This window comes from Microvirga sp. P4_A5 (assembly GCF_056402495.1).
Window position 1 is genome coordinate 1 of the sequence record NZ_JBFUHH010000003.1, and the last position, 19152, is coordinate 19152.

Consider the following 19152-nt stretch of genomic DNA (forward strand, 5'->3'; position numbering starts at 1 on the left):
CCTCACTTCCGCGCGAGAATGAGTTCTCATCGACTCGCCCCTGGAACGTCTTAGGCGCATCCGAGTTCGCTTAGGATTAGATGGAGTTTCCCATGCGCAAGTTGATGATGGCCGTTGCTGCGACCGCGGTTCTGGCCTCCGCGGCACTTTTTGCCGATGCAAGGCCTGCCGTCGCGCAGGCGGTTTCCCAGGATGCCCTCAAGACTGCTTTTGAGACCGGACAGCTCCAGGTGAGTTATGTGCAACGGCGCGGTGGCGGTCGTGGGGGGGTTGCTTATCGTGGTGGCGGAGGTCGTGGGGCCGTCGCTTATCGTGGAGCCGGCGGTCGCGGCGCTGTGGCCTATCGCGGCGCGGGCGGTCGCGGTGCCGTCGCCTATCGCGGAGGTTATCGCGGGCCCGTTTACGGTGGGCGACCCTATTATCGCGGCGGCTATTACGGCCGTCCGTATTACGGAGGCTACAATTACGGCTACGGTGGCGCGGCCCTTGGCCTCGCGACCGGAGCGATCGTCGGCGGTGCGATTGCGGCGCAGCAGCCGGTCTATGCGGCTCCCGGCGGCGGCTCGGCGGCCTATTGTGCCCAGCGGTATAAATCCTACGATTACCGCAGCGGCACCTATCTGGGCTATGACGGCCTCAGGCATCCCTGCCCTTAAAGGCGCAATCGGTTGAACGAAAAACGGGCCCACACGGGCCCGTTTTTTTGTATGTGCGCCGAGGAGTTACTTCGCGGCGATGACGGCGATCTCGACCTTGAATTGCGGCGCTGCGAGCTTCGCCTCCACGGTGGCGCGCGCCGGCGTGCTGCCCTGCACCACCCAGGCATCCCACACCGCGTTCATCTCCGCGAAGGTCGCCATGTCGGTGATCCAGATATTGACCATCAGCAGCTTGGTCTTGTCGGTACCGGCCTCGGCCAGCAGCGAATCGATGATCGACAGGATGTCCTTGGTCTGCTCGGTGACGCTCTGGCCGGCCGCATTCTGCGCCACCTGTCCCGCCAGATAGACGGTGTTGCCATGGACGACGGCGCCGCTCATGCGCGGGCCGGGCTTGATGCGTTGGATGGTCATGGGAATCCTCGGGTGGTGACGGAAAAGGTTCGCTCGCTTTGTCGCGGGCGAGTGCGCCGAGGTCAAGGCTCCGCGACCTAATACAGCGTCTTGCTCACCCGCTCCGGCAGCGTCTTGTCGTATTCCGCGCCGCCGACCCGGTTGCCGCTCATCGCCGCCAGCATGTCGCCCGCGCTCGGAAGCGACGCGCGCGCAACCTGCGAATCGGCGTTCCACAGACCCGAGCGCACGATGGCGCGCGAGCATTGGAAGAACACCGATTCGACGCCGATCACCAGGACGGTCCTCGGTGCGCGGCCGTCGACGGCGAAACGCGCCAGAAGATCCGGCGCGGTCGAGATCGCCGCGCGGCCATTGACCCGCAAGCTCTCGCCGATGCCCGGAATGAGGAACAGCAGCGCGGCGCGGGGATCGTGGACGATATTGCGCAGCGAATCGATGCGGTTGTTGCCGCGCCTGTCAGGCAAGAGCAGGGTCTTTTCGTCCGCGACCGTCACGAAGCCGGGACCGTCGCCGCGCGGGGAGCAATCCAATCCGTCCGGCCCGTTCGTCGCCAGCGCTGCGAAGGGCGCCGCCTCGATGAAGGCGCGATAGACCGGCACGACCCGGTCGGCCTCCTTGACCAGCGAGGCCTCCACGGGATCGTCATAGAGCGCTTCGAGATCGGCAAGGCGGGTGATGGTCGGAGGATGCCGCAAGGTGACTTCTCGGGGGGTGGGACGGAACGACAATCCGTTTCTAGCGGCTCGACGGCTGTTTGGCGACACGCGCCGCTACGCGTTCCCGATCAGCACGCCCGCGGCGAAGACCAGCGAGCCGCCGAGCACGACCTGGAAGGCGGCGCGCCAGAACGGCGTGTCCATGTAGCGGTTCTGGATGAAGGCGATGGCCCAGAGTTCGACGAACACCACGCAGATGGCGAGCGTGGTGGCGGTCCAGAAATGCGGGATCAGGTAGGGGAGCGCGTGGCCCAGCCCGCCCACGGCCGTCATGACGCCCGATGCGATGCCGCGTTTCACCGGCGAGCCGCGCCCGGATAATTTGCCGTCGTCATGGGCGGCCTCGGTGAACCCCATGGAGATGCCGGCGCCGATCGAGGCGGAGAGGCCGACGAGAAACGTCTGCCAGGTGTCCTGCGTGGCGAAGGCGGCGGCGAAAATCGGCGCCAGGGTCGAGACCGACCCGTCCATCAGGCCGGCGAGACCGGGCTGGATATAGGTGAGGATGCGCTGTCGACGTTCGGTCTGGCGCTCGTCCTCCTGCACGGCTTGCGGCGTGTGGGCGAGGCCGAGTTCGCGGGCGAGGACCTGGTGCCCCTGCTCGGCCGCCGCGAGATCCCCCAGCAATCGTCGCGTCGATGCGTCCGTGGTGCGTTTGGCCGCCTCCACATAGAAGAGATGCGCCTGCGCCTCCATGTCCTCGGCCGCGGCGCGCACCTTGTCGATGCCGAGCGGCCGCACCAGCCAATCGGGTTTTCGCTCGTAATAGCCCCGCACATGCTCGCGCCGGATCAGCGGAATGGTGTCGCCGAACCGCCGGCGATGCGCCTCGATCAGCGCCCCCCGATGCCGGTCCTCCTCGTCGGCCATGTCGTCAAAGACTTTTGCCGATTGCGGATAGCCATCCCGCAAGCCGTCCGCATAAGCCCGGTAAATCCGCCCGTCATCCTCCTCGGACGAGATGGCGAGCGCCAGGATCTCCTGCTCGGAGAGGGAATCGAAGGGGCGGCGGGAGAGGCCGAAGACGCGGGTAAGCATGGCGAGCCTATTGACTTATTCTAACAATAACTTGGGGTTATCGTCGGTGACCGGCGCGCATGGCCGACTGCCTCTCTTCTTGTACCCGGCCGACCGTCGGATAACATGACGACGCGGATGCGGCGATCATGACAGTCCCAGCACCGAAACCAGATTATGAGGCAGCGTGTCTGGCTTTGGAAGGCGCAAGGATTTGCAGTCCTCTGCCCAACCGTGCTTGACGGTGAGCTAACCACCGGAAAACGGAGAGCAGCACCCATTTGGGTAAAGTCCCCTACACATGGAAAATCTGCAAGGAGAACTGCTTTCCAGTTCCAAGGGTGATGAGCTTTTGCGAGAGAAAGCTAAAGCCTGACTCCTCCGCCACCTTGCGGAAATCATCCGGCGGCACCAACCGCATGATCGAGGTAAGCTCCTTCAATGTCACAAATGGAGACGGTGACACGCTCGCCATTCCTTCCTTCGGTAACTGCAAGAGAACGGCTAGCATTCCGCTTGGCAAGCAAATGTCCCGCAGGTTCTTCAGAGCCCTGGCAATGTCCACATACTCAAAAACCAAAGCTGCGTAGACCAAATGGACGGGCTCGATTTCTGGCATGTCTCCCTGGATGTCGGCGCAATAGAGCTCGAGGCCGGGCATGTGACCTGCGTAGCGCGCCTCGGCATCGGCGATGAATGTCGGGTTTATATGCAAGGCCGACAAGACGCCTGACTCCTGCGTTGGCAGATTCTACAAAACCATTACCCCCAGAACAGCCGATGATTGCTGCCGACTTGGGAGCATGGACCGTCAGTATCTCTAGGAACTCATGAGCGAGCATCTTGGCCTGCCCGACGTCAGGCAGCGCCATGTGGCCWTCGTAGTCTTCCAGAGGGATTTTCAGCCACGGGTTGTTCATTGTGTCACCAGTTCAGGCAGGTTCGGCAGGAAGGCCCGAAAGGATTCCAACTTGTGACTTCCAGATTCCCAGTCTGGCAGTCTGACTCCCAAGGATTTCCAGTCCTGTGCAAAGAAGGAAACGCAAAGACTCGAAATCTCGGGCCCGGAGCGACGCTCATCTTTTGCGAAGATCAATCAAGATCGTAGCATAAGAAAAAAGGCGCGACCGAAGCCGCGCCTTTTCAAGATCGTTTGAGATCGGGAATTCTTACTCCCCAGCAGCCCGTGACTTCTCAGCCTCGCGCTCGGCTTTCAGCTTCTCGGTGATGTCTTCGCCGCTCTCCTGGTCGACGACCTTCATCGAGAGGCGGACCTTGCCGCGTTCGTCCATGCCGAGGAATTTGACCTTGACCTTGTCGCCTTCCTTGACCACGTCCGTGACTTTGTTGACGCGGTTCTTGGCGAGTTCGGAGATGTGGACGAGGCCGTCGCGCGAACCGAAGAAGTTCACGAACGCGCCGAATTCCATCACCTTGACGACCGTGCCCTCGTAGATCGTGTTGAGCTCGGGCTCGGCCACGATCGAGCGGATCCAGTTATAGGCGGCCTTGATGGACTTGCCGTCGGCCGACGCGATCTTGATGAGGCCGTCGTCGTTGATGTCGATTTTGGCGCCGGTCTTCTCCACGATCTCGCGGATGACCTTGCCGCCCGAACCGATGACTTCGCGGATCTTGTCGGTGGGGATCTGCATCGTCTCGATGCGCGGCGCATGCTCGCCGAGTTCGGAGCGCGGCGCGGTGAGCGCGTTGTTCATCTCGGTGAGGATGTGGTTGCGGCCTTCCTTCGCCTGATCGAGCGCGACGCGCATGATCTCTTCGGTGATGCCCGCGATCTTGATGTCCATCTGGAGCGACGTGATGCCGCCCTCGGTGCCCGCCACCTTGAAGTCCATGTCGCCGAGGTGATCCTCGTCGCCGAGGATGTCGGACAGGACCGCGTAGCGCTCACCCTCGAGGATGAGGCCCATGGCGATGCCCGCCACCGGACGGCGCAAGGGGACGCCCGCGTCCATCAGCGCCAGCGAGGCGCCGCAGACGGTGGCCATGGAGGACGAGCCGTTCGACTCGGTGATCTCCGACACCACGCGCAGGGTGTAGGGGAACTCGTGGGCCGGCGGCAGCATCGGGCGAATTGCGCGCCAGGCGAGCTTGCCGTGGCCGATTTCGCGGCGGCCGGGCGAACCCATGCGGCCGGTCTCACCCACCGAATAGGGCGGGAAGTTGTAGTGCAGCAGGAAGGTTTCCTTGCGGGTGCCTTCGAGCTGGTCGATGTATTGCTCGTCCTCGCCGGTGCCGAGCGTGGTGACGACCAGCGCCTGCGTCTCGCCGCGGGTGAACAGCGCCGAGCCGTGGGTGCGCGGCAGGATGCCGACTTCCGACACGATCTGGCGAACGGTCGACAGATCGCGGCCGTCGATGCGCTTCGAGGTGTCGAGGATATTCCAGCGCACGACCTTGGCCTGCGCGTCCTTGAAGACGGCCTTGACCTTCTCGGGGTTGAACTTCGCTTCGCCCTCTGCCGGGCAGAGCGCTTCCATCACCTTCGACTTGACGGCGTCGACGGCGGTGTAGCGGTCCTGCTTCTTGGTGATCTTGTAGGCTTCGCGCAGGTCGTTGCCGGCGATTTCGAGAACGGCCGCCTCGATTTCCGCCGTGTCGGCCGGCTGGTAGTCGCGCGGCTCCTTGGCGGCCTTCTCGGCCAGGCGCACGATGGCGTCGATGACCGGCTGGAAATGCTTGTGGCCGAACATCACGGCGCCGAGCATTACGTCCTCGGCGAGTTCCTTGGCTTCCGACTCGACCATCAGGACGGCGTCGGCGGTGCCGGCGACCACGAGGTCGAGGGTCGATTCCTCGAGTTCCTGCAGCGGCGGGTTGAGCTTGTACTGGCCGCCGATGAAGGCGACGCGGGCGGCACCCACGGGACCCATGAAGGGCACGCCCGAGAGGGTGAGAGCGGCGGAAGCCGCCACCATGGCGACGATGTCCGGATCGTTTTCGAGGTCATGCGACAGGACCGTCACGACGACCTGCGTCTCGTTGCGGTAGCCACCGGCGAAAAGCGGGCGGATGGGGCGGTCGATGAGGCGGGAAACCAGGGTTTCCTTCTCGGTCGGGCGGCCTTCGCGCTTGAAATAGCCGCCGGGGATGCGGCCGGCCGCGTAGGTGCGCTCCTGGTAGTTCACCGTGAGCGGAAAGAAATCGATGCCGGCCTTGGGCTCCTTTGCCGACACGACGGTGGCGAGGACCGAGGTCTCGCCGTAGGTGGCGACGACGGCGCCGTCAGCCTGGCGGGCGATCTTGCCCGTTTCGAGCACGAGCTTGCGCCCGGCCCACATCAGTTCTTCGCGTTGAATATCGAACATTCGGTTGTCTTTCATGACGTGGCGGGGGCGATGCCATGAGCAAGACGGCCAGAGGCTCCGGGACCCGATCCGGGTCTCTCAGAAGCCACTGGCGATCCTGCCATGGTCATCGCGTCGTCCGCCTCTTCGTACAGGCGCGGGGACCTCGTCCCACGAGCGCCAGGAGTCGACATCGACCCCTTTTGTCGTTGCGCATGACCTAAACGGCGAACCGGTTTCCACTTCGCCGGATCATGCGCGAGAGGCCGTCCGGAGCCGGGCTCCGGACGGAAGTGTCGTCGAGCTTCAGCGGCGGATGCCGAGACGCTCAATCAGGCTGCGATAGCGGGCCTCGTCGCCCTTCTTGACGTAGTCGAGAAGCGAGCGGCGCTGCGACACCATCTTCAGCAGGCCGCGGCGGGAATGGTTATCCTTCGCGTGGCTCTTGAAGTGGCCGGTGAGGTTGTTGATCCGCTCGGTCAGAATGGCGACCTGCACCTCGGGGGAGCCGGTATCGCCTGCCTTTTGAGCGTATTCCTTGATAAGCGCGGTCTTGCGCTCAGCCGTAATCGACATCGTGTATCCTTTCGGTCTGGACGTTGAAAATGACCCGTTTCGTTGGAAATCAGGTCGATATCGCCTGGAATGGCCGGGCCGGGATGTCGTCCAGCGCGGTCATTGTCTCAAGCGCGTCCCGGAGGCACAGCCCGCGGGAAGTGGCGGCACCATACACGAAAAGCCGTGAAGTGCGAGTGAAATCAGAGGGGTTCGCGATCGGAGGCACGCCGCACTCTCTTCCACCTCGTGGCGAGGAGCTGGAGGTGGGGGCGAGATCGACCGTCGATACGGCATGCGGCCCGGAAGAGACACAAGGGAACTCAAGCTCCCAGATTGAAAACCCGGTGAGGCACCAATTCGCCCTTCTCGACGTCGCCGACCGCCACCAGCACGCCGTTGCAGGTGGCGTAGATCTTGCCGGAAATCGGAGCGTCGCGGCCGCGCAGGATGATGGACTGGCCGCGCATCAGGCGGCCGGCCATGTCGCGGCTGACGGCGATGGAGGGAATGTCGTGGAGGGCCGATTCCACAGGCCGCAAGGCGGCCGGATCGGTGGCGAGATCGTCGACCACCACCGCGTCCGCCTCCGTGAAGGGGCCGACCCGTGTGCGCCGCAGAGCCGCGATATGGCCGAGGCAGCCGAGCGCCCGGCCGAGATCGCGGGCGATGGCGCGCACATAGGTGCCCTTGCCGCAATCGGCCTCGAGCACCGACCGGTTGCCCTCGTGGTGCACGAGAGCGAGGCGGTCGATCTCCACCGTGCGGGGCTGCAACTCCACCACCTCGCCGTCGCGCGCGAGATCGTAGGCGCGCTCGCCCTGGATCTTGATGGCGGAGAAGCGCGGCGGCACCTGCTGCACCTGCCCGATGAAGCGCGGCAACAGCGCCTCGATGGCGGAGGGTTCGGGGATCAGGTCGGTCTGTCCCACCACCTCGCCCTCGGCGTCGTCGGTATTGGTCTCCTCACCCCACGCCACCGTGAAGACGTAGGATTTGCGACCGTCCATGATGAACGGCACGGTCTTGGTCGCCTCCCCGAGTGCGATCGGCAGGATGCCGGAGGCAAGCGGATCGAGGGTGCCCGCATGGCCGGCTTTCTTGGCCGAGAGCCCGCGCTTCACCACCGCGACCGCGTGAGTGGAAGTCATGCCCACGCCCTTGTCGAGGATGATCCAGCCGTTCACGTCGCGCTTCTTGGGGCGGTCCGCGTGAGGACGGCGCTGCGGCGGCTGAGGGTTTGCGGGTGCGTCGATCATGAGGGGTCTCTGGGTCTGGGGCCGGTGGCCGAATCGATCCGGCTGCGGAGAAAATCGGTCAGCGCGGTGGCCATTTCGGCCCGGGGAAAGGCCGCCCGGGGGAGGGCCAGGACGGGGGCGTGGCGGTGGAAGACGATGATGTGGTGCGGGGTCTCGGCGACCTGCCGCAGGCCGTCGAGATTCATGCGCAGCAAGGTGTGTTGGTCCTCGATCGACAGGGAATGCCCGTCGCCCGTCAGCCGGTAGGGATCGCGCCGCGCCACGACGTCCCGGGCAAGACGGGTTTTCCATTGGTGCTCGACCGCGAACCGGAACGCCGCGATGCCCACCACTCCGCCGGCCAAAGCGGTGCCTGCAAGCACCACATTGTCCTCGGCGGTTCCCATCCACCACAGGAAGAGGGCGGTCAATCCTGCGAAAACTGCGCCGGATCCGAGGCGCGCCAGAACCGTCAGCAGGGATTCATACAGCCGATAGGGATTCGCCCGCGAAGCGACGCGCAGATCGGCACTCGTGGGCGTCACCATGAGGTCGACGATGCCCCGTCGTGCCGCCGCGACGGCGTCGGACATTTCCGCGAGGGCTTCGCTCACGGAGATTACTCCTCCGCGTCGTGATCGTCGTCGGATTCGGGGCGGGCGGTGTCGCGCGCCACTTTCTCGGTGCGGAGCAACGCCGTGATCCGGTCCGCCTCGTCGAAGGTCTCGTCGCGATGGAAGCGCAGGTCGGGAGCGAATTTCAGCGCGACCCGGCGCGCCACTTCCTTGCGGAGCATCACCTTGTTCTTCTCCAGCGCCTTGATCACCGCATCCTCGTCGCGGCCGCCGAGCGGCATGACGTAGGCGGTGGCGAGCTTGAGGTCGGGCGACATGCGCACTTCCGGAATGGTGATGACGTGTTTGCCGAGCACCGGATCCTGCACATCGCCGCGCGACAGCACTTCGGCGAGGGCGTGACGAACGAGTTCGGCGACGCGCTGCTGGCGCTGGGTCGGTCCGGCGTTCTGGTCGAAACGTTTGGCCATTGTTCTAAACCTCCGGGATTGGACCGGACCATTGACCGTCTGCTCTCGCCGGAGACCTCCGGTGAAAAAGCGTCGGCCGCGCATCGATCATGCGCCTTAAAAAAGCAGGGTCACCGGGACAGGTCCCGGTGACGATGAATTTTGACGGATCGGGTGAGGCGCTTCTTAGAGCGAGCGCTTCACTTCCTCGACGCGGTAGCACTCGATCTGGTCGCCGGCGCGCATGTCCTGGTAGTTCTCGAAGGACATACCGCATTCCTGGCCGGCCGTGACTTCCTTGGCATCGTCCTTGAAGCGCTTGAGCTGGCTCAGGCGGCCTTCGTGGATGACCACGTTGTCGCGGATGAGACGCACATGGGCGCCGCGCTGGACCACGCCGTCGAGGACGCGGCAACCGGCGATCTTGCCGACCTTCGACACGTTGAACACCTCGAGGATCTGCGCCTCGCCGAGCCGCTCCTCGCGGAGCGTCGGTGCGAGCAGGCCCGACATGGCCTTTTTCACATCGTCCACGAGATCGTAGATGATGTTGTAGTAACGGATCTCGACACCAGCCCGTTCGGCGGCCTCGCGCGCTTCCTTGTGGGCGCGCACGTTGAAGCCGAGGACGATGGCGCCGGAGGCTTCCGCCAGCGTGATGTCCGATTCCGAGATGCCGCCGACGCCCGATTGCAGGATGCGGGCGCTGACCTCGTCGGTGCCGAGCTTTTCGAGCGAGCTGACGATGGCCTCGGCCGAACCCTGCACGTCGGCGCGAACCACGAGCGGGAATTCCTTGCGGCCGGCTCCGGCCTTGAGGTCCTGCATCATGTCCACGAGCGTGCGGCTGCCGGCGCCGGTGCGGGCGGCCTGACGCTCGCGCTTCTGCCGGGTGCGGTATTCGGTGACTTCGCGAGCGCGGGCTTCCGACTCGACGACCGCGACGCGATCGCCGGCTTCCGGCGTGCCGTTGAAGCCCAGAACCTCGACCGGGACCGAGGGCGCGGCTTCCTTGACGTTGGCGCCGGTGTCGTTGATGAGGGCGCGAACGCGACCCCATTCGGCGCCCGCCACGACGATGTCGCCGGTGCGAAGCGTGCCGCGCTCGACCAGAACCGTTGCCACGGGACCGCGACCGCGATCGAGCTTCGCCTCGATGACCGTGCCTTCCGCCGAGCGATCGGGGTTGGCCTTGAGATCGAGGATTTCGGCCTGGAGCTGCAGACCTTCGAGGAGGGTCTCGAGACCGTCGCGGGTCTTGGCCGAAACCTCGAATTCAAGGGTGTCGCCACCCATCGATTCCACCACGATGGAATGCTGCAGCAATTCGGTGCGCACCCGTTGCGGGTTCGCGTCCGGCTTGTCCATCTTGTTGATGGCGATGATCAGCGGCACGTTGGCGGCCTTCGCATGCGCGATGGCTTCCACGGTCTGCGGCATGACGCCGTCATCGGCCGCAACAACCAGCACGACGATGTCCGTCACCTTGGCGCCGCGGGCGCGCATGGAGGTGAAGGCCGCGTGGCCGGGCGTGTCGATGAAGGTGATCTTGCCGCCGAGCGGCGAGGTCACCTGATAGGCGCCGATATGCTGCGTGATGCCGCCGGCTTCGCCCGACACCACGTTGGTCTTGCGGATGGCGTCGAGGAGCGAGGTCTTGCCGTGGTCGACGTGGCCCATGATGGTCACGACGGGAGGACGCGGCTGCAGGTTGTCGTCGATTTCGCCGGTGTGGAACAGACCTTCTTCTACGTCGGATTCGGCAACGCGCTTGACCGTGTGTCCAAGCTCTTCGGCGATGAGCTGGGCCGAGTCGGAATCGATCACATCCGTGATCTTGTGCATCTGACCCTGCTTCATCAGCATCTTGATCACGTCCACGGCTCGCTCCGACATGCGGTTGGCGAGTTCCTGGATGGTGATGGTCTCGGGAATGATCACCTCACGGGCGATCTTTTCCTTCTGCTCGACCTGGCGATGGCCGGTGAGGCGCTGGTTGCGGCGACGGAACGACGCGACGGAGCGCGTGCGCTCGTCCTCGCCCGAAGTCGCGGCCGTCACGGTCAGGCGGCCGCGACGCTTTTCCTCGCCTGGAGCGGCCTTGGGAGCCTTGAGAACGGTGGCGGGTTTCGCCGCGACGCCAGGACGGCGGATAACGCGGGCGCCATCCTCGTCCTCGATGGTGGCGGGGCGTGCGGCCACCGGCGCTGCCGAACGGGTGTTCGGCTTCGCGGTGGTCGGATCGGGCGCAACGACCGGAGCCGGACGCGCCATGTGATTGAGGCTCTGCGGACGGCCGCCGACGGTGCCGCCGCCGGAGCGCGGACCCGCATAGCCGCTGCGCGGACCGGCGCCCGCACCTGCGGGACGGGGACCACGATCGCCGGACGGACGTTCGCCGCCGCCCGGACGGGCAACCTGCGAGGGGCCGCGATTGGCGGGAGCCGAAGTGGTGGCCTGACGGGGCGCGGAAACCGGCACGGCCTCTTCGCCAAGGCGGCGGCGGGCCTGATCCTCGGCGACGCGCTTGCGCTCGTCCTCGTGGCGGCGACGGTCGTCGTCCTCGCGCTTGCGGGCCTCGGCGGCTTCGCGCTCCTGCGCTTCGGCCGCATCGCGCTCGGCGCGGCGACGGGCTTCCTCTTCCTGGGAAGAACGATCCACCTCCTCGCGGCGGCGGGCATCGGCCAATGCGTTGGCGCGGGCATCCCGTTCGGAATCGGACAAGGTCCGCAGCACCACGCCGGAGCGGGGCGCGCTGGATGCCGGTCCGCCACGTCCGGCGCGACCCTGAGGTGCGACCTTGGGCGCAGCCGGAGCCGGAGCCGCGGCCTGTGGCGGCGCAGCCTTCTGCTCGACAGCTCCGCCGGGAGYGACGGGACGACGCTTGACCGTCTCGACCACCACCGCCTTCGAGCGGCCATGGGAGAAGCTTTGGCGCACCACGCCTTGTTCGACGGGGCGCTTCAGAGACAGCGTCTTGGGCGACACGTGGAGAGTCTTGTCGCCCGGATTTTTCGTATCATTCATTCCGCTCAGATCCTGCGGGTTGCGTAATCGTGGGTTCGCCGGTCTCGGTCTCGAGGCCAGTCGGTTCGGCTTCGATGCCGCAATAAGTACGGTAACGATGCCAGCGGTTGAGAAAGCCATCGCTTCCAGCGCCCGCGACAAGCGCAGCATGTATCACATTTGCCCGGCCTAATGCCAAACCCAATTCGTCATTCGACAAAACTTGGATCACCGGAAAGCCAGATATGGCCCCGCCGAGGCGTTTACGCAACTGGTTCGCGAGTTTTCTTCGCCCATCTTCCGCCGCCTCCGTGGCATGAATAAGGGCAATGACGGGCTTTTCGGCGATGGCCGAGTCGAGTTTGGCAAAACCCGTGAGGACGGTGCCGGCCTTGTTGGCGAGCGACAGCCCCTGGCGGAGGTCCTCCCGCAGCGACGCCGCGATGTCGTCCGCGAGAGTCGGGCTCACCGTCACCTCGGCCTTGAAGGCGCGGGCGAAGAGGCGGCGCTTGACCGCCTCCTGCACCAGGTCGCGGCGCGCGGTCACCCACACGCCCCGGCCGGGCAATTTGTGTTTCAGGTCGGCATAGACGGCGTTGTCGGGTCCGAGGACGAAACGGATCAGGCCCGCGGCGGGCAAGGCCGCGCGGGTAACGATGCAGGTCCGCTCCGGTTCGTGCCGCGCCAAATCCATTGTCCTCGCGTTGCCATGACCGGTCAGGAAGCAGCGGCTTCGGACGGGGCCTCGTCGGCCTCCTCCTCGCCCGCGACCGGCGCCTCGACCCAGCCCGCCTTGACGCGCGCATCCATCACCATGGCCTCGGCCTCGGTCCGCGACAGCTCGAACCCGTCGAGATAGCCGCTGTAGCGGACGGCCTCGGCACCGCGGCCTTCGGTCCAGCCGACGAGATCGTCGGTGGCGCAGCCCGCGAGATCCTCCAGGGTCTTTACGTTGTTCTCGCCCAACGCCACCATCATGGCGGTGGTCATGCCCTCGATGTCCTTGAGTTCGTCGGCGACGCCCAGTTCCTGGCGGCGTGCCTCGTTCTCGGATTCGATGCGCGCGATATAATCCTGCGCGCGCGCCTGGATCTCGGCCGCCGTGTCCTCGTCGAAGCCCTCGATGGACGAGACTTCGCCCGCATCCACATAGGCGAGCTCCTCGACCGTACGGAAGCCTTCGGAGGCCAGGAGCTGGCCCACGACCTCGTCCACGTCGAGCGCGTTCATGAACAGCTCGGTGCGCTCGGCGAATTCCTTCTGGCGGCGCTCGGATTCCTCGGCCTCGGTGAGGATGTCGATGTCCCAGCCGGTGAGCTGGGAGGCGAGGCGCACGTTCTGGCCGCGCCGGCCGATGGCGAGCGACAGCTGGTCGTCGGGCACCACCACCTCGATGCGGTCGGCATCCTCGTCGAGCACCACCTTGACGACTTCCGCCGGCTGCAGCGCATTGACGATGAACGTCGCCTGGTCCTGCGACCACGGGATGATGTCGATCTTTTCGCCCTGCAATTCACCGACGACCGCCTGCACGCGCGAACCGCGCATGCCGACGCAGGCGCCCACGGGATCGATCGAGGAATCGCGGGAGATCACGGCGATCTTGGCGCGCGATCCGGGGTCGCGCGCGACCGCCTGGATGGTGACGATGCCGTCATAGATCTCCGGCACTTCCTGCGCGAACAGCTTCGCCATGAATTGCGGATGCGTGCGCGACAAAAAGACCTGCGGGCCACGCGCTTCGCGGCGCACGTCGAACAGATAGGCGCGGATCCGGTCGCCCGGGCGGAAGGTTTCGCGCGGGATCATCTCGTCGCGGCGAACGATAGCCTCGCCACGGCCGAGATCGGCGATCACGTTGCCGTATTCGACGCGCTTGACGACGCCGTTGACCACTTCGCCGATGCGGTCCTTGTATTCCTGGTACTGCCGGTCACGCTCGGCGTCGCGCACCTTCTGGACGATCACCTGCTTGGCCGATTGCGCCGCGATGCGGCCGAAATCGAAGGGCGGCAGGGTTTCGGAAATCGCATCGCCCTCTTGGGCTGCCGGGTTGCGCTTGCGCGCTTCCGACAGGGCGATCTCGCGGGAATCGTTTTCGAGCGCCGCGTCGTCGACCACCAGAAGGTGGCGGGAGAGCCGGAGTTCGCCGGTCTTGCCGTTGATCTCCGCATGGATGTCGGTCTCGGCGCCGTAACGCGAGCGTGCCGCCTTGGCGATGGCGTCGGCCATAGCGTCGAGCACGATCTGTTTGTCGATCACCTTCTCGCGGGCGACCGCGTCGGCGATCTGCAGAAGTTCAAGCCTGTTGGCGCTGACAGCCATGGAAGTTACTCCTTCGTCGATGGGTCGTCGTCGCGGCCGCGCGATTTCGGCGCAGACTCGACGCTTGTGTCGTTTGTATCTTGGGTGTCGCCGTCGTCACCGTCGTCATCCTGCGGGGCGGAGCCGCGGCGCAACGATTCACGAATCAGGTCGTCGGTGAGGACCAGATGGGCGGTGGCGAGATCGGTGAGCGGCAGTCGGGCGATCGGCTCGAGGCCTTCCTTGACGTCCGGCAGCTCGATGATCGCCTGACCGTCCTCGACGCCGCGGATGAAGCCGCGAAAACGCTTGCGGCCATCCAGCGGCACCGCCATCTCGATCTTGGCCTCATAGCCGGTCCAGCGCTCGAAATCGCTGGTGCGCACCAGCGGCCGATCGATGCCCGGCGACGAGATCTCGAGATGGTAGGCCTGCGGCACCGGGTCCTCGAGATCGAGAACCGGCGAGATCGCGCGGCTGATCGCGGCGCAATCGTTCACCGACATGGTGCCGTCCGGACGCTCGGCCATGATCTGCACCGTGCAGCCGTTCTCGGCGCTGATCTTGACCCGCACGAGGTTGAAGCCAAGGTCCTCGATCGCAGGCTCCACCACCGCGGCGACGCGCGCGGCGACGCCGGTTTCGGTGATCAGACGCTTGTCGCGTTCGTTCGTCATCGGTGCTCGTGTATCTCCACGCTCCGGCGTCCAAGCAATAAAAAAGAGCGGACCCGGCGGGGTCCACTCCTGCAAGGCAGTTTACACTGCAACCAGAGCTGACGGGGCAGATATACTGATTCAACGCCGCAAAAGCAAGGGGCGGACCGACGGCGCGGCCCCCCCGCCCGCTCACACGATATAGAAGTCCGTTTCGGTGATCGCCGCCTCCACCCTCTCGTGGCTGCGCCTCGTCTGCGACATCTTCGCGGGACCTAGAACACCCAGAAATCCGCGGCCGTCAGCTTGAGTTTCCGGGTCAGGGTCGCGATCTGCACCGCCGCGTCGGGGCCGGTGCCGTCGGGGTCGTAGAACAGCACGCCCGCCTTCTTGTCGTAGATGACGTGATCGTTGCCGTCCTTGGCGGTGCTGCCGGTCGCGAAGAAGCTCTTCCGAAGCCTGCCGGGCGCCGTGTCGTGCGCCTTCGATACGGTCTTGAAGACGGCGTCGTCGAGCCAGATGGTGTCGTCCCGGACGTTGAAATCGACGATGCGGTCGCGGTTCGTCCTCAGCGGGCGGGCGTCGAATGCGAAAATGTCGCCCTCGAATCCGCCGGTGAGCAGGTCGGAGCCGGCGCCGCCCGAAAGCCAGTCGCTTCCGGCACCGCCCATCAACCGGTCTTGGCCGTTGCCCCCGCTCAGCCGGTCGTTGCCCTCCTCGCCGCCCAACGTGTCGTGACCGCCCCGTCCGAACAGCCCGTTGGCGGCTTCATTGCCGAGGATCGTATCGCTGCCCCAGCCGCCAAGCGCGTTCTCGATCAGCGAGCGGGTATCGCCCTGGAAAAGCAGCGCGTTGTAGACGTTGCCGGCGGCCCGGATGCCGGGCGCGAGTTGGGCCCGCTGCTCGACGGGCAGCGCCGTGGCGCCGCCGGGCTCGAGATCGATCGTGAGCGCGCCGGTATATTGGGAGAAATCGTAGGTGTCGCTGCCTCCCCCGTCCCAGACGGTGCAGAAGACCCGGTTGGCCGCCGGGGCGCCCAGGGCCACACCGTCGATCGTGGCCTCGCCGGTCGAGGGGTTCCACGAATAGGTGGTGTCGCCGCTCCGGAACCCGAAATTGGCCCCGTACAGGGTCTGCAGCGCCAGAATGTCGAGCATCATGTAGGTCTGCGGGAAGCCATTGGCCTCGTTGGTGTAGGCGCCCTGGAGCGAGCCGCCCTGGACGGAGCGGTACGACATGATGGTGTATTCGAGGAAATCGCGGTCTACCGGCACCGTGGCGGCCATGTCCGGCCCGAGCGAATCGTGGGGGTGTTTCAGGCCGAGGGCATGGCCGAATTCGTGAAGCGCCGTCGCCGCTGCGTAGCTGCCGGCCAGGGGCGTGGAGAAATCGTAGGTCTGGCCGAACCACACATCGCCGCCATACGGCTCAGGGCTCGGGTAATACGCATAGGCGGTCGCCGGCATCGACGAGCACGCGATGAGGATGTCGGGCTTTGCGGCGCCCGGCCCGGGCGTCACCTCGTCGAAGGTCAACAGGGAGAAACCGGCCACGGGCGTCAGCGCGGCGGGGCCCGCGACGAGGGTGCGGAACGCCTCCATCATGGGATTCGCCACAGCGGCGAAATTGCTGCCCGGCTCGCCGTTGCCGTAGCCTTCATCGTAATCGGAAGTGCGGGCGGCAAAGCCGTAAGTGAGGGTGTTGCCGAGCCATTGCTGGCCGGAGAACAGGCCGTCCAGATAGGGCGACCCGGTCGACACGGGATGTACGCCACCGAACGCCATTGTCCCCTCCGTTTGGAGAGGATGGTTGCACGTCCGGGGCCCGCGGGAAGGGGGTCTAAGCCGGAATCGCCGTCGCCTATCTAGATGCGCAGGACCCGCAGGTAGCTGGGTACGCGGCCCTCGCGGATGGCCTTCGCCTCATAGCGGGTGCCGGGCCAGTCCGCGTAAGGCCGGCGCCAATCGTCGGGCCCGCTCGCGGTCCAGCGGAAATCGGCGGAGCGCAGGACGCGGGCCAGCACCCAGCCGATGTAGTTGTCGATGTCGCTTGCAAAACGAAGCTCGGCGCCCGGGCGCATGACGCGGGCGAGCTCCCGCAGGGTGTCGTCGGAAACGAGGCGGCGCTTGCGCTGGCGGCGCTTGGGCCACGGATCGGGATAAAGGATGTAGACCCGGTCGAGGCACGCATCGGGGAGCGTCGGCAGGAGATCGGTGACGTCCTCGTCCCAGATGCGGATGTTGTCGAGCTTGTCCTGCTCGATCGACGCCAGAAGCTTGGCCATGCCGTTCACGAACGGCTCGCAGCCGATGAAATTGATGGCCGGATGCGCCCGCGCCTGGGCGGCCAGGTGCTCGCCGCCGCCAAAGCCGATTTCGAGCCAGGTGGCTTCAGTCGGGCGGTCCCCGAAGAGCGCCCCGGGCGCATCGCCGAGCCGCACCCGCAGGGACGGCAGCAAAGTCTGGACGAGCCGGTCGTGCGAGGCGCGCAGACGCTTGCCTTTCCGGCGCCCGAAGAAGGCGCCGGCGCGGTCGGACCCTTGGTCGGACATGGTGTCTAGCCGAGAGCGGCCCGGAGGGTGTCGGCGAGGTCGGTCCGCTCCCAGGAGAAACCGCCATCCGCGTCCGGCTGGCGGCCGAAATGGCCATAGGCGGAGGTGCGGGCATAGATCGGCTTGTTGAGGCCGAGATGGGTGCGGATGCCGCGGGGCGACAGGTCCATGGCGTCCATGAGGGTCGCCTCGAGCTGCTCCTCCGACACCTTTCCGGTGTCATGCAGGTCGACGTAGATCGACAGGGGCTTGGCGACGCCGATGGCGTAGGAGAGCTGGAGCGTGCAGCGATCGGCAAGGCCCGCCGCCACCACGTTCTTGGCGAGGTAGCGCGCCGCATAGGCGGCCGAGCGGTCGACCTTGGTGGGATCCTTACCCGAGAACGCGCCGCCGCCATGGGGAGCAGCGCCGCCATAGGTGTCGACGATGATCTTGCGTCCCGTCAGGCCGCAATCGCCGTCCGGGCCACCGATGACGAACTTGCCGGTCGGGTTCACGTGCCAGATGGTATCGGGGGAGATCCAGCCCTGCGGCAGGGTCTTGCGGATATAGGGCTCGACGATCTCGCGCACGCCCTCGGAGGTGAGGTTCTCGTCGAGATGCTGGGTCGAGAGAACGATCTGGGTGGCGGCGACCGGCTTGCCGTTTTCGTAGCGCACCGTCACCTGGCTCTTGGCGTCAGGGCCGAGGATGGCGGCGCCGTTGGCCTTGGACTTGCGCGCGATGTTGAGGTCTTCGAGGATCTTGTGGGCGTAGTAGATGGGCGCCGGCATGAGCGCCGGGGTCTCGTTGCAGGCATAGCCGAACATGATGCCCTGGTCGCCCGCGCCCTCGTCCTTGTTGCCGGCCGAATCGACGCCCTGGGCGATATGCGCCGACTGGGCGTGCAGGTAGACCGACACGTCGGCGGTCTTCCAGTGGAAGCCCTCCTGCTCGTAGCCGATGTCCTTGATGGCATCACGCGCGAGCTCGATGACGCGCTCGCTGGTGATGGAATCGGGGCCGCGGACCTCGCCCGCGATGACCACGCGGTTGGTGGTCGCGAGGGTCTCGCAGGCGACCCGGGCTTCCGGTTCGGCCGCCAGATAGGCATCGACCACGGCGTCGGAAATGCGGTCGCAGACCTTGTCCGGATGACCTTCGGAAACCGACTCGCTGGTGAACAGATAGCTTGAACGGCGCACGACCATATTCCTTCGCGGGGGAAAGCAGGACGCCCGCGCGAGCGGGCTTTGCGCAAGCTCTTGCCGCAGCTACGGGGAAAGGTCAAGCGGACGCGTTCGTTTTGCCGAACGCCCCTACTCCTCCTGCGCGGCGAGGGATGCGACCAATTGGACGATGCTTTTGCGGACCTTCGGGTTCTTGATCCCCGTGAAGGTGCGGATGAGCTGGAGACCTTCGGGGGTCGACATCATCTCCGAAATGTAGGGTGGCGATTCCTCTTCGGCGAAACCGGCATCGGCCTTGCCGCTCTTCACGCCGTCGAAGAAGAAGTGGATGTCCACGCCGAGGATCTTGGCGATGTCGACCAGGCGGCCGACGCTGATCCGGTTCGTGCCCTTTTCGTATTTCTGAACCTGCTGGAATGTGAGACCCAGCATGTCGCCGAGCTTCTCCTGGCTCATACCGACGGAAATACGGCGCATGCGCACGCGGCTTCCGATTTCGATATCGATTGAACCGGTCGACTTCTTCATCAGT

18 protein-coding genes are annotated in these 19152 nt (G+C 65.5%); 1 reads left to right on the forward strand and 17 read right to left on the reverse strand.

Translation table 11 applies throughout. The features are described 5' to 3' along the window. The first annotated feature begins 92 nt into the window (after positions 1-92). Entirely contained in the window at positions 93-656 is a 564-nt protein-coding gene (locus AC1DVM_RS01970; RefSeq protein ID WP_477251576.1) for a BA14K family protein, read from the forward strand. A gap of 66 nt (positions 657-722) precedes the next feature. On the opposite strand, the gene AC1DVM_RS01975 is transcribed toward AC1DVM_RS01970, so the two are convergent. From AC1DVM_RS01975 to AC1DVM_RS02055, 17 genes are all read right to left on the reverse strand, one after another. Next, positions 723-1073: a RidA family protein gene (locus AC1DVM_RS01975; protein WP_477251577.1), complete on the reverse strand. Its 351-nt coding sequence runs from the start codon at positions 1071-1073 to the stop codon at positions 723-725. 77 nt (positions 1074-1150) lie between these two features. After that, positions 1151-1771, reverse strand: a complete 621-nt coding sequence (locus tag AC1DVM_RS01980; protein WP_477251579.1) for a pyridoxamine 5'-phosphate oxidase family protein — start codon at positions 1769-1771, stop codon at positions 1151-1153. A 75-nt stretch (positions 1772-1846) separates the two neighbouring features. Further along, positions 1847-2830 (reverse strand): iron exporter MbfA, encoded by a 984-nt coding sequence (gene mbfA / locus AC1DVM_RS01985; RefSeq protein ID WP_477251580.1) that lies wholly within the window; start codon positions 2828-2830, stop codon positions 1847-1849. 274 nt (positions 2831-3104) lie between these two features. Further along, positions 3105-3533, reverse strand: coding sequence for a class I SAM-dependent methyltransferase (locus tag AC1DVM_RS01990; RefSeq protein ID WP_477251581.1), 429 nt, complete (start codon positions 3531-3533; stop codon positions 3105-3107). A 445-nt stretch (positions 3534-3978) separates the two neighbouring features. Continuing rightward, on the reverse strand, positions 3979-6138 hold the full coding sequence (pnp, locus tag AC1DVM_RS01995) for a polyribonucleotide nucleotidyltransferase (RefSeq protein WP_477251583.1): 2160 nt from the start codon (positions 6136-6138) through the stop codon (positions 3979-3981). 285 nt (positions 6139-6423) lie between these two features. After that, positions 6424-6693 carry a 30S ribosomal protein S15 gene (gene rpsO, locus AC1DVM_RS02000; protein ID WP_477251585.1) on the reverse strand — a complete coding sequence of 90 codons (270 nt, stop codon included), beginning with the start codon at positions 6691-6693 and terminating at the stop codon, positions 6424-6426. 302 nt (positions 6694-6995) lie between these two features. Next, positions 6996-7931, reverse strand: a complete 936-nt coding sequence (gene truB / locus AC1DVM_RS02005; protein WP_477251587.1) for a tRNA pseudouridine(55) synthase TruB — start codon at positions 7929-7931, stop codon at positions 6996-6998. Next, positions 7928-8524, reverse strand: coding sequence for a hypothetical protein (locus AC1DVM_RS02010; RefSeq protein ID WP_477251589.1), 597 nt, complete (start codon positions 8522-8524; stop codon positions 7928-7930). The genes truB and AC1DVM_RS02010 overlap by 4 nt, the downstream gene beginning before the upstream one ends. 5 nt (positions 8525-8529) lie before the next feature. Continuing rightward, a complete protein-coding gene (gene rbfA, locus AC1DVM_RS02015) occupies positions 8530-8955 on the reverse strand; it encodes a 30S ribosome-binding factor RbfA (protein WP_477251591.1) in 426 nt (141 codons plus the stop codon). A 165-nt stretch (positions 8956-9120) separates the two neighbouring features. Next, the gene (gene infB / locus AC1DVM_RS02020) at positions 9121-11961 is read right to left on the reverse strand and encodes a translation initiation factor IF-2 (protein WP_477251593.1); all 2841 of its coding nucleotides are present in this window, start codon (positions 11959-11961) and stop codon (positions 9121-9123) included. Beyond that, on the reverse strand, positions 11954-12634 hold the full coding sequence (locus tag AC1DVM_RS02025; protein WP_477251595.1) for an RNA-binding protein: 681 nt from the start codon (positions 12632-12634) through the stop codon (positions 11954-11956). The genes infB and AC1DVM_RS02025 overlap by 8 nt, the downstream gene beginning before the upstream one ends. 23 nt (positions 12635-12657) lie before the next feature. Continuing rightward, a complete protein-coding gene (gene nusA, locus AC1DVM_RS02030; RefSeq protein WP_477251597.1) occupies positions 12658-14265 on the reverse strand; it encodes a transcription termination factor NusA in 1608 nt (535 codons plus the stop codon). A 5-nt stretch (positions 14266-14270) separates the two neighbouring features. Then, the gene (gene rimP, locus AC1DVM_RS02035) at positions 14271-14921 is read right to left on the reverse strand and encodes a ribosome maturation factor RimP (RefSeq protein ID WP_477251599.1); all 651 of its coding nucleotides are present in this window, start codon (positions 14919-14921) and stop codon (positions 14271-14273) included. Between the two features lie 254 nt (positions 14922-15175). Continuing rightward, positions 15176-16684 (reverse strand): M10 family metallopeptidase, encoded by a 1509-nt coding sequence (locus AC1DVM_RS02040; protein ID WP_477251601.1) that lies wholly within the window; start codon positions 16682-16684, stop codon positions 15176-15178. An 80-nt stretch (positions 16685-16764) separates the two neighbouring features. Continuing rightward, positions 16765-17451: a tRNA (guanine(46)-N(7))-methyltransferase TrmB gene (gene trmB, locus AC1DVM_RS02045; protein ID WP_477251603.1), complete on the reverse strand. Its 687-nt coding sequence runs from the start codon at positions 17449-17451 to the stop codon at positions 16765-16767. Positions 17452-17456: 5 nt separating this feature from the next. Further along, positions 17457-18635, reverse strand: coding sequence for a methionine adenosyltransferase (gene metK, locus AC1DVM_RS02050; protein WP_477251605.1), 1179 nt, complete (start codon positions 18633-18635; stop codon positions 17457-17459). Between the two features lie 114 nt (positions 18636-18749). Further along, positions 18750-19148: a helix-turn-helix domain-containing protein gene (locus AC1DVM_RS02055; protein WP_477251607.1), complete on the reverse strand. Its 399-nt coding sequence runs from the start codon at positions 19146-19148 to the stop codon at positions 18750-18752. Between the last annotated feature and the right edge of the window lie 4 nt (positions 19149-19152).

Excerpts from the sequence above, each read along its gene's own strand:
- AC1DVM_RS01970 (WP_477251576.1), top strand. The coding sequence starts at position 93 with ATGCGCAAGTTGATGATGGCCGTTGCTGCGACCGCGGTTCTGGCCTCC.
- AC1DVM_RS01975 (WP_477251577.1), bottom strand. The coding sequence starts at position 1,073 with ATGACCATCCAACGCATCAAGCCCGGCCCGCGCATGAGCGGCGCCGTC.
- rbfA (WP_477251591.1), bottom strand. The coding sequence starts at position 8,955 with ATGGCCAAACGTTTCGACCAGAACGCCGGACCGACCCAGCGCCAGCAG.
- nusA (WP_477251597.1), bottom strand. The coding sequence starts at position 14,265 with ATGGCTGTCAGCGCCAACAGGCTTGAACTTCTGCAGATCGCCGACGCG.
- trmB (WP_477251603.1), bottom strand. The coding sequence starts at position 17,451 with ATGTCCGACCAAGGGTCCGACCGCGCCGGCGCCTTCTTCGGGCGCCGG.
- AC1DVM_RS02055 (WP_477251607.1), bottom strand. The coding sequence starts at position 19,148 with ATGAAGAAGTCGACCGGTTCAATCGATATCGAAATCGGAAGCCGCGTG.
- rimP (WP_477251599.1), bottom strand. The coding sequence starts at position 14,921 with ATGACGAACGAACGCGACAAGCGTCTGATCACCGAAACCGGCGTCGCC.
- AC1DVM_RS02025 (WP_477251595.1), bottom strand. The coding sequence starts at position 12,634 with ATGGATTTGGCGCGGCACGAACCGGAGCGGACCTGCATCGTTACCCGC.
- AC1DVM_RS02040 (WP_477251601.1), bottom strand. The coding sequence starts at position 16,684 with ATGGCGTTCGGTGGCGTACATCCCGTGTCGACCGGGTCGCCCTATCTG.
- mbfA (WP_477251580.1), bottom strand. The coding sequence starts at position 2,830 with ATGCTTACCCGCGTCTTCGGCCTCTCCCGCCGCCCCTTCGATTCCCTC.
- pnp (WP_477251583.1), bottom strand. The coding sequence starts at position 6,138 with ATGTTCGATATTCAACGCGAAGAACTGATGTGGGCCGGGCGCAAGCTC.
- rpsO (WP_477251585.1), bottom strand. The coding sequence starts at position 6,693 with ATGTCGATTACGGCTGAGCGCAAGACCGCGCTTATCAAGGAATACGCT.
- truB (WP_477251587.1), bottom strand. The coding sequence starts at position 7,931 with ATGATCGACGCACCCGCAAACCCTCAGCCGCCGCAGCGCCGTCCTCAC.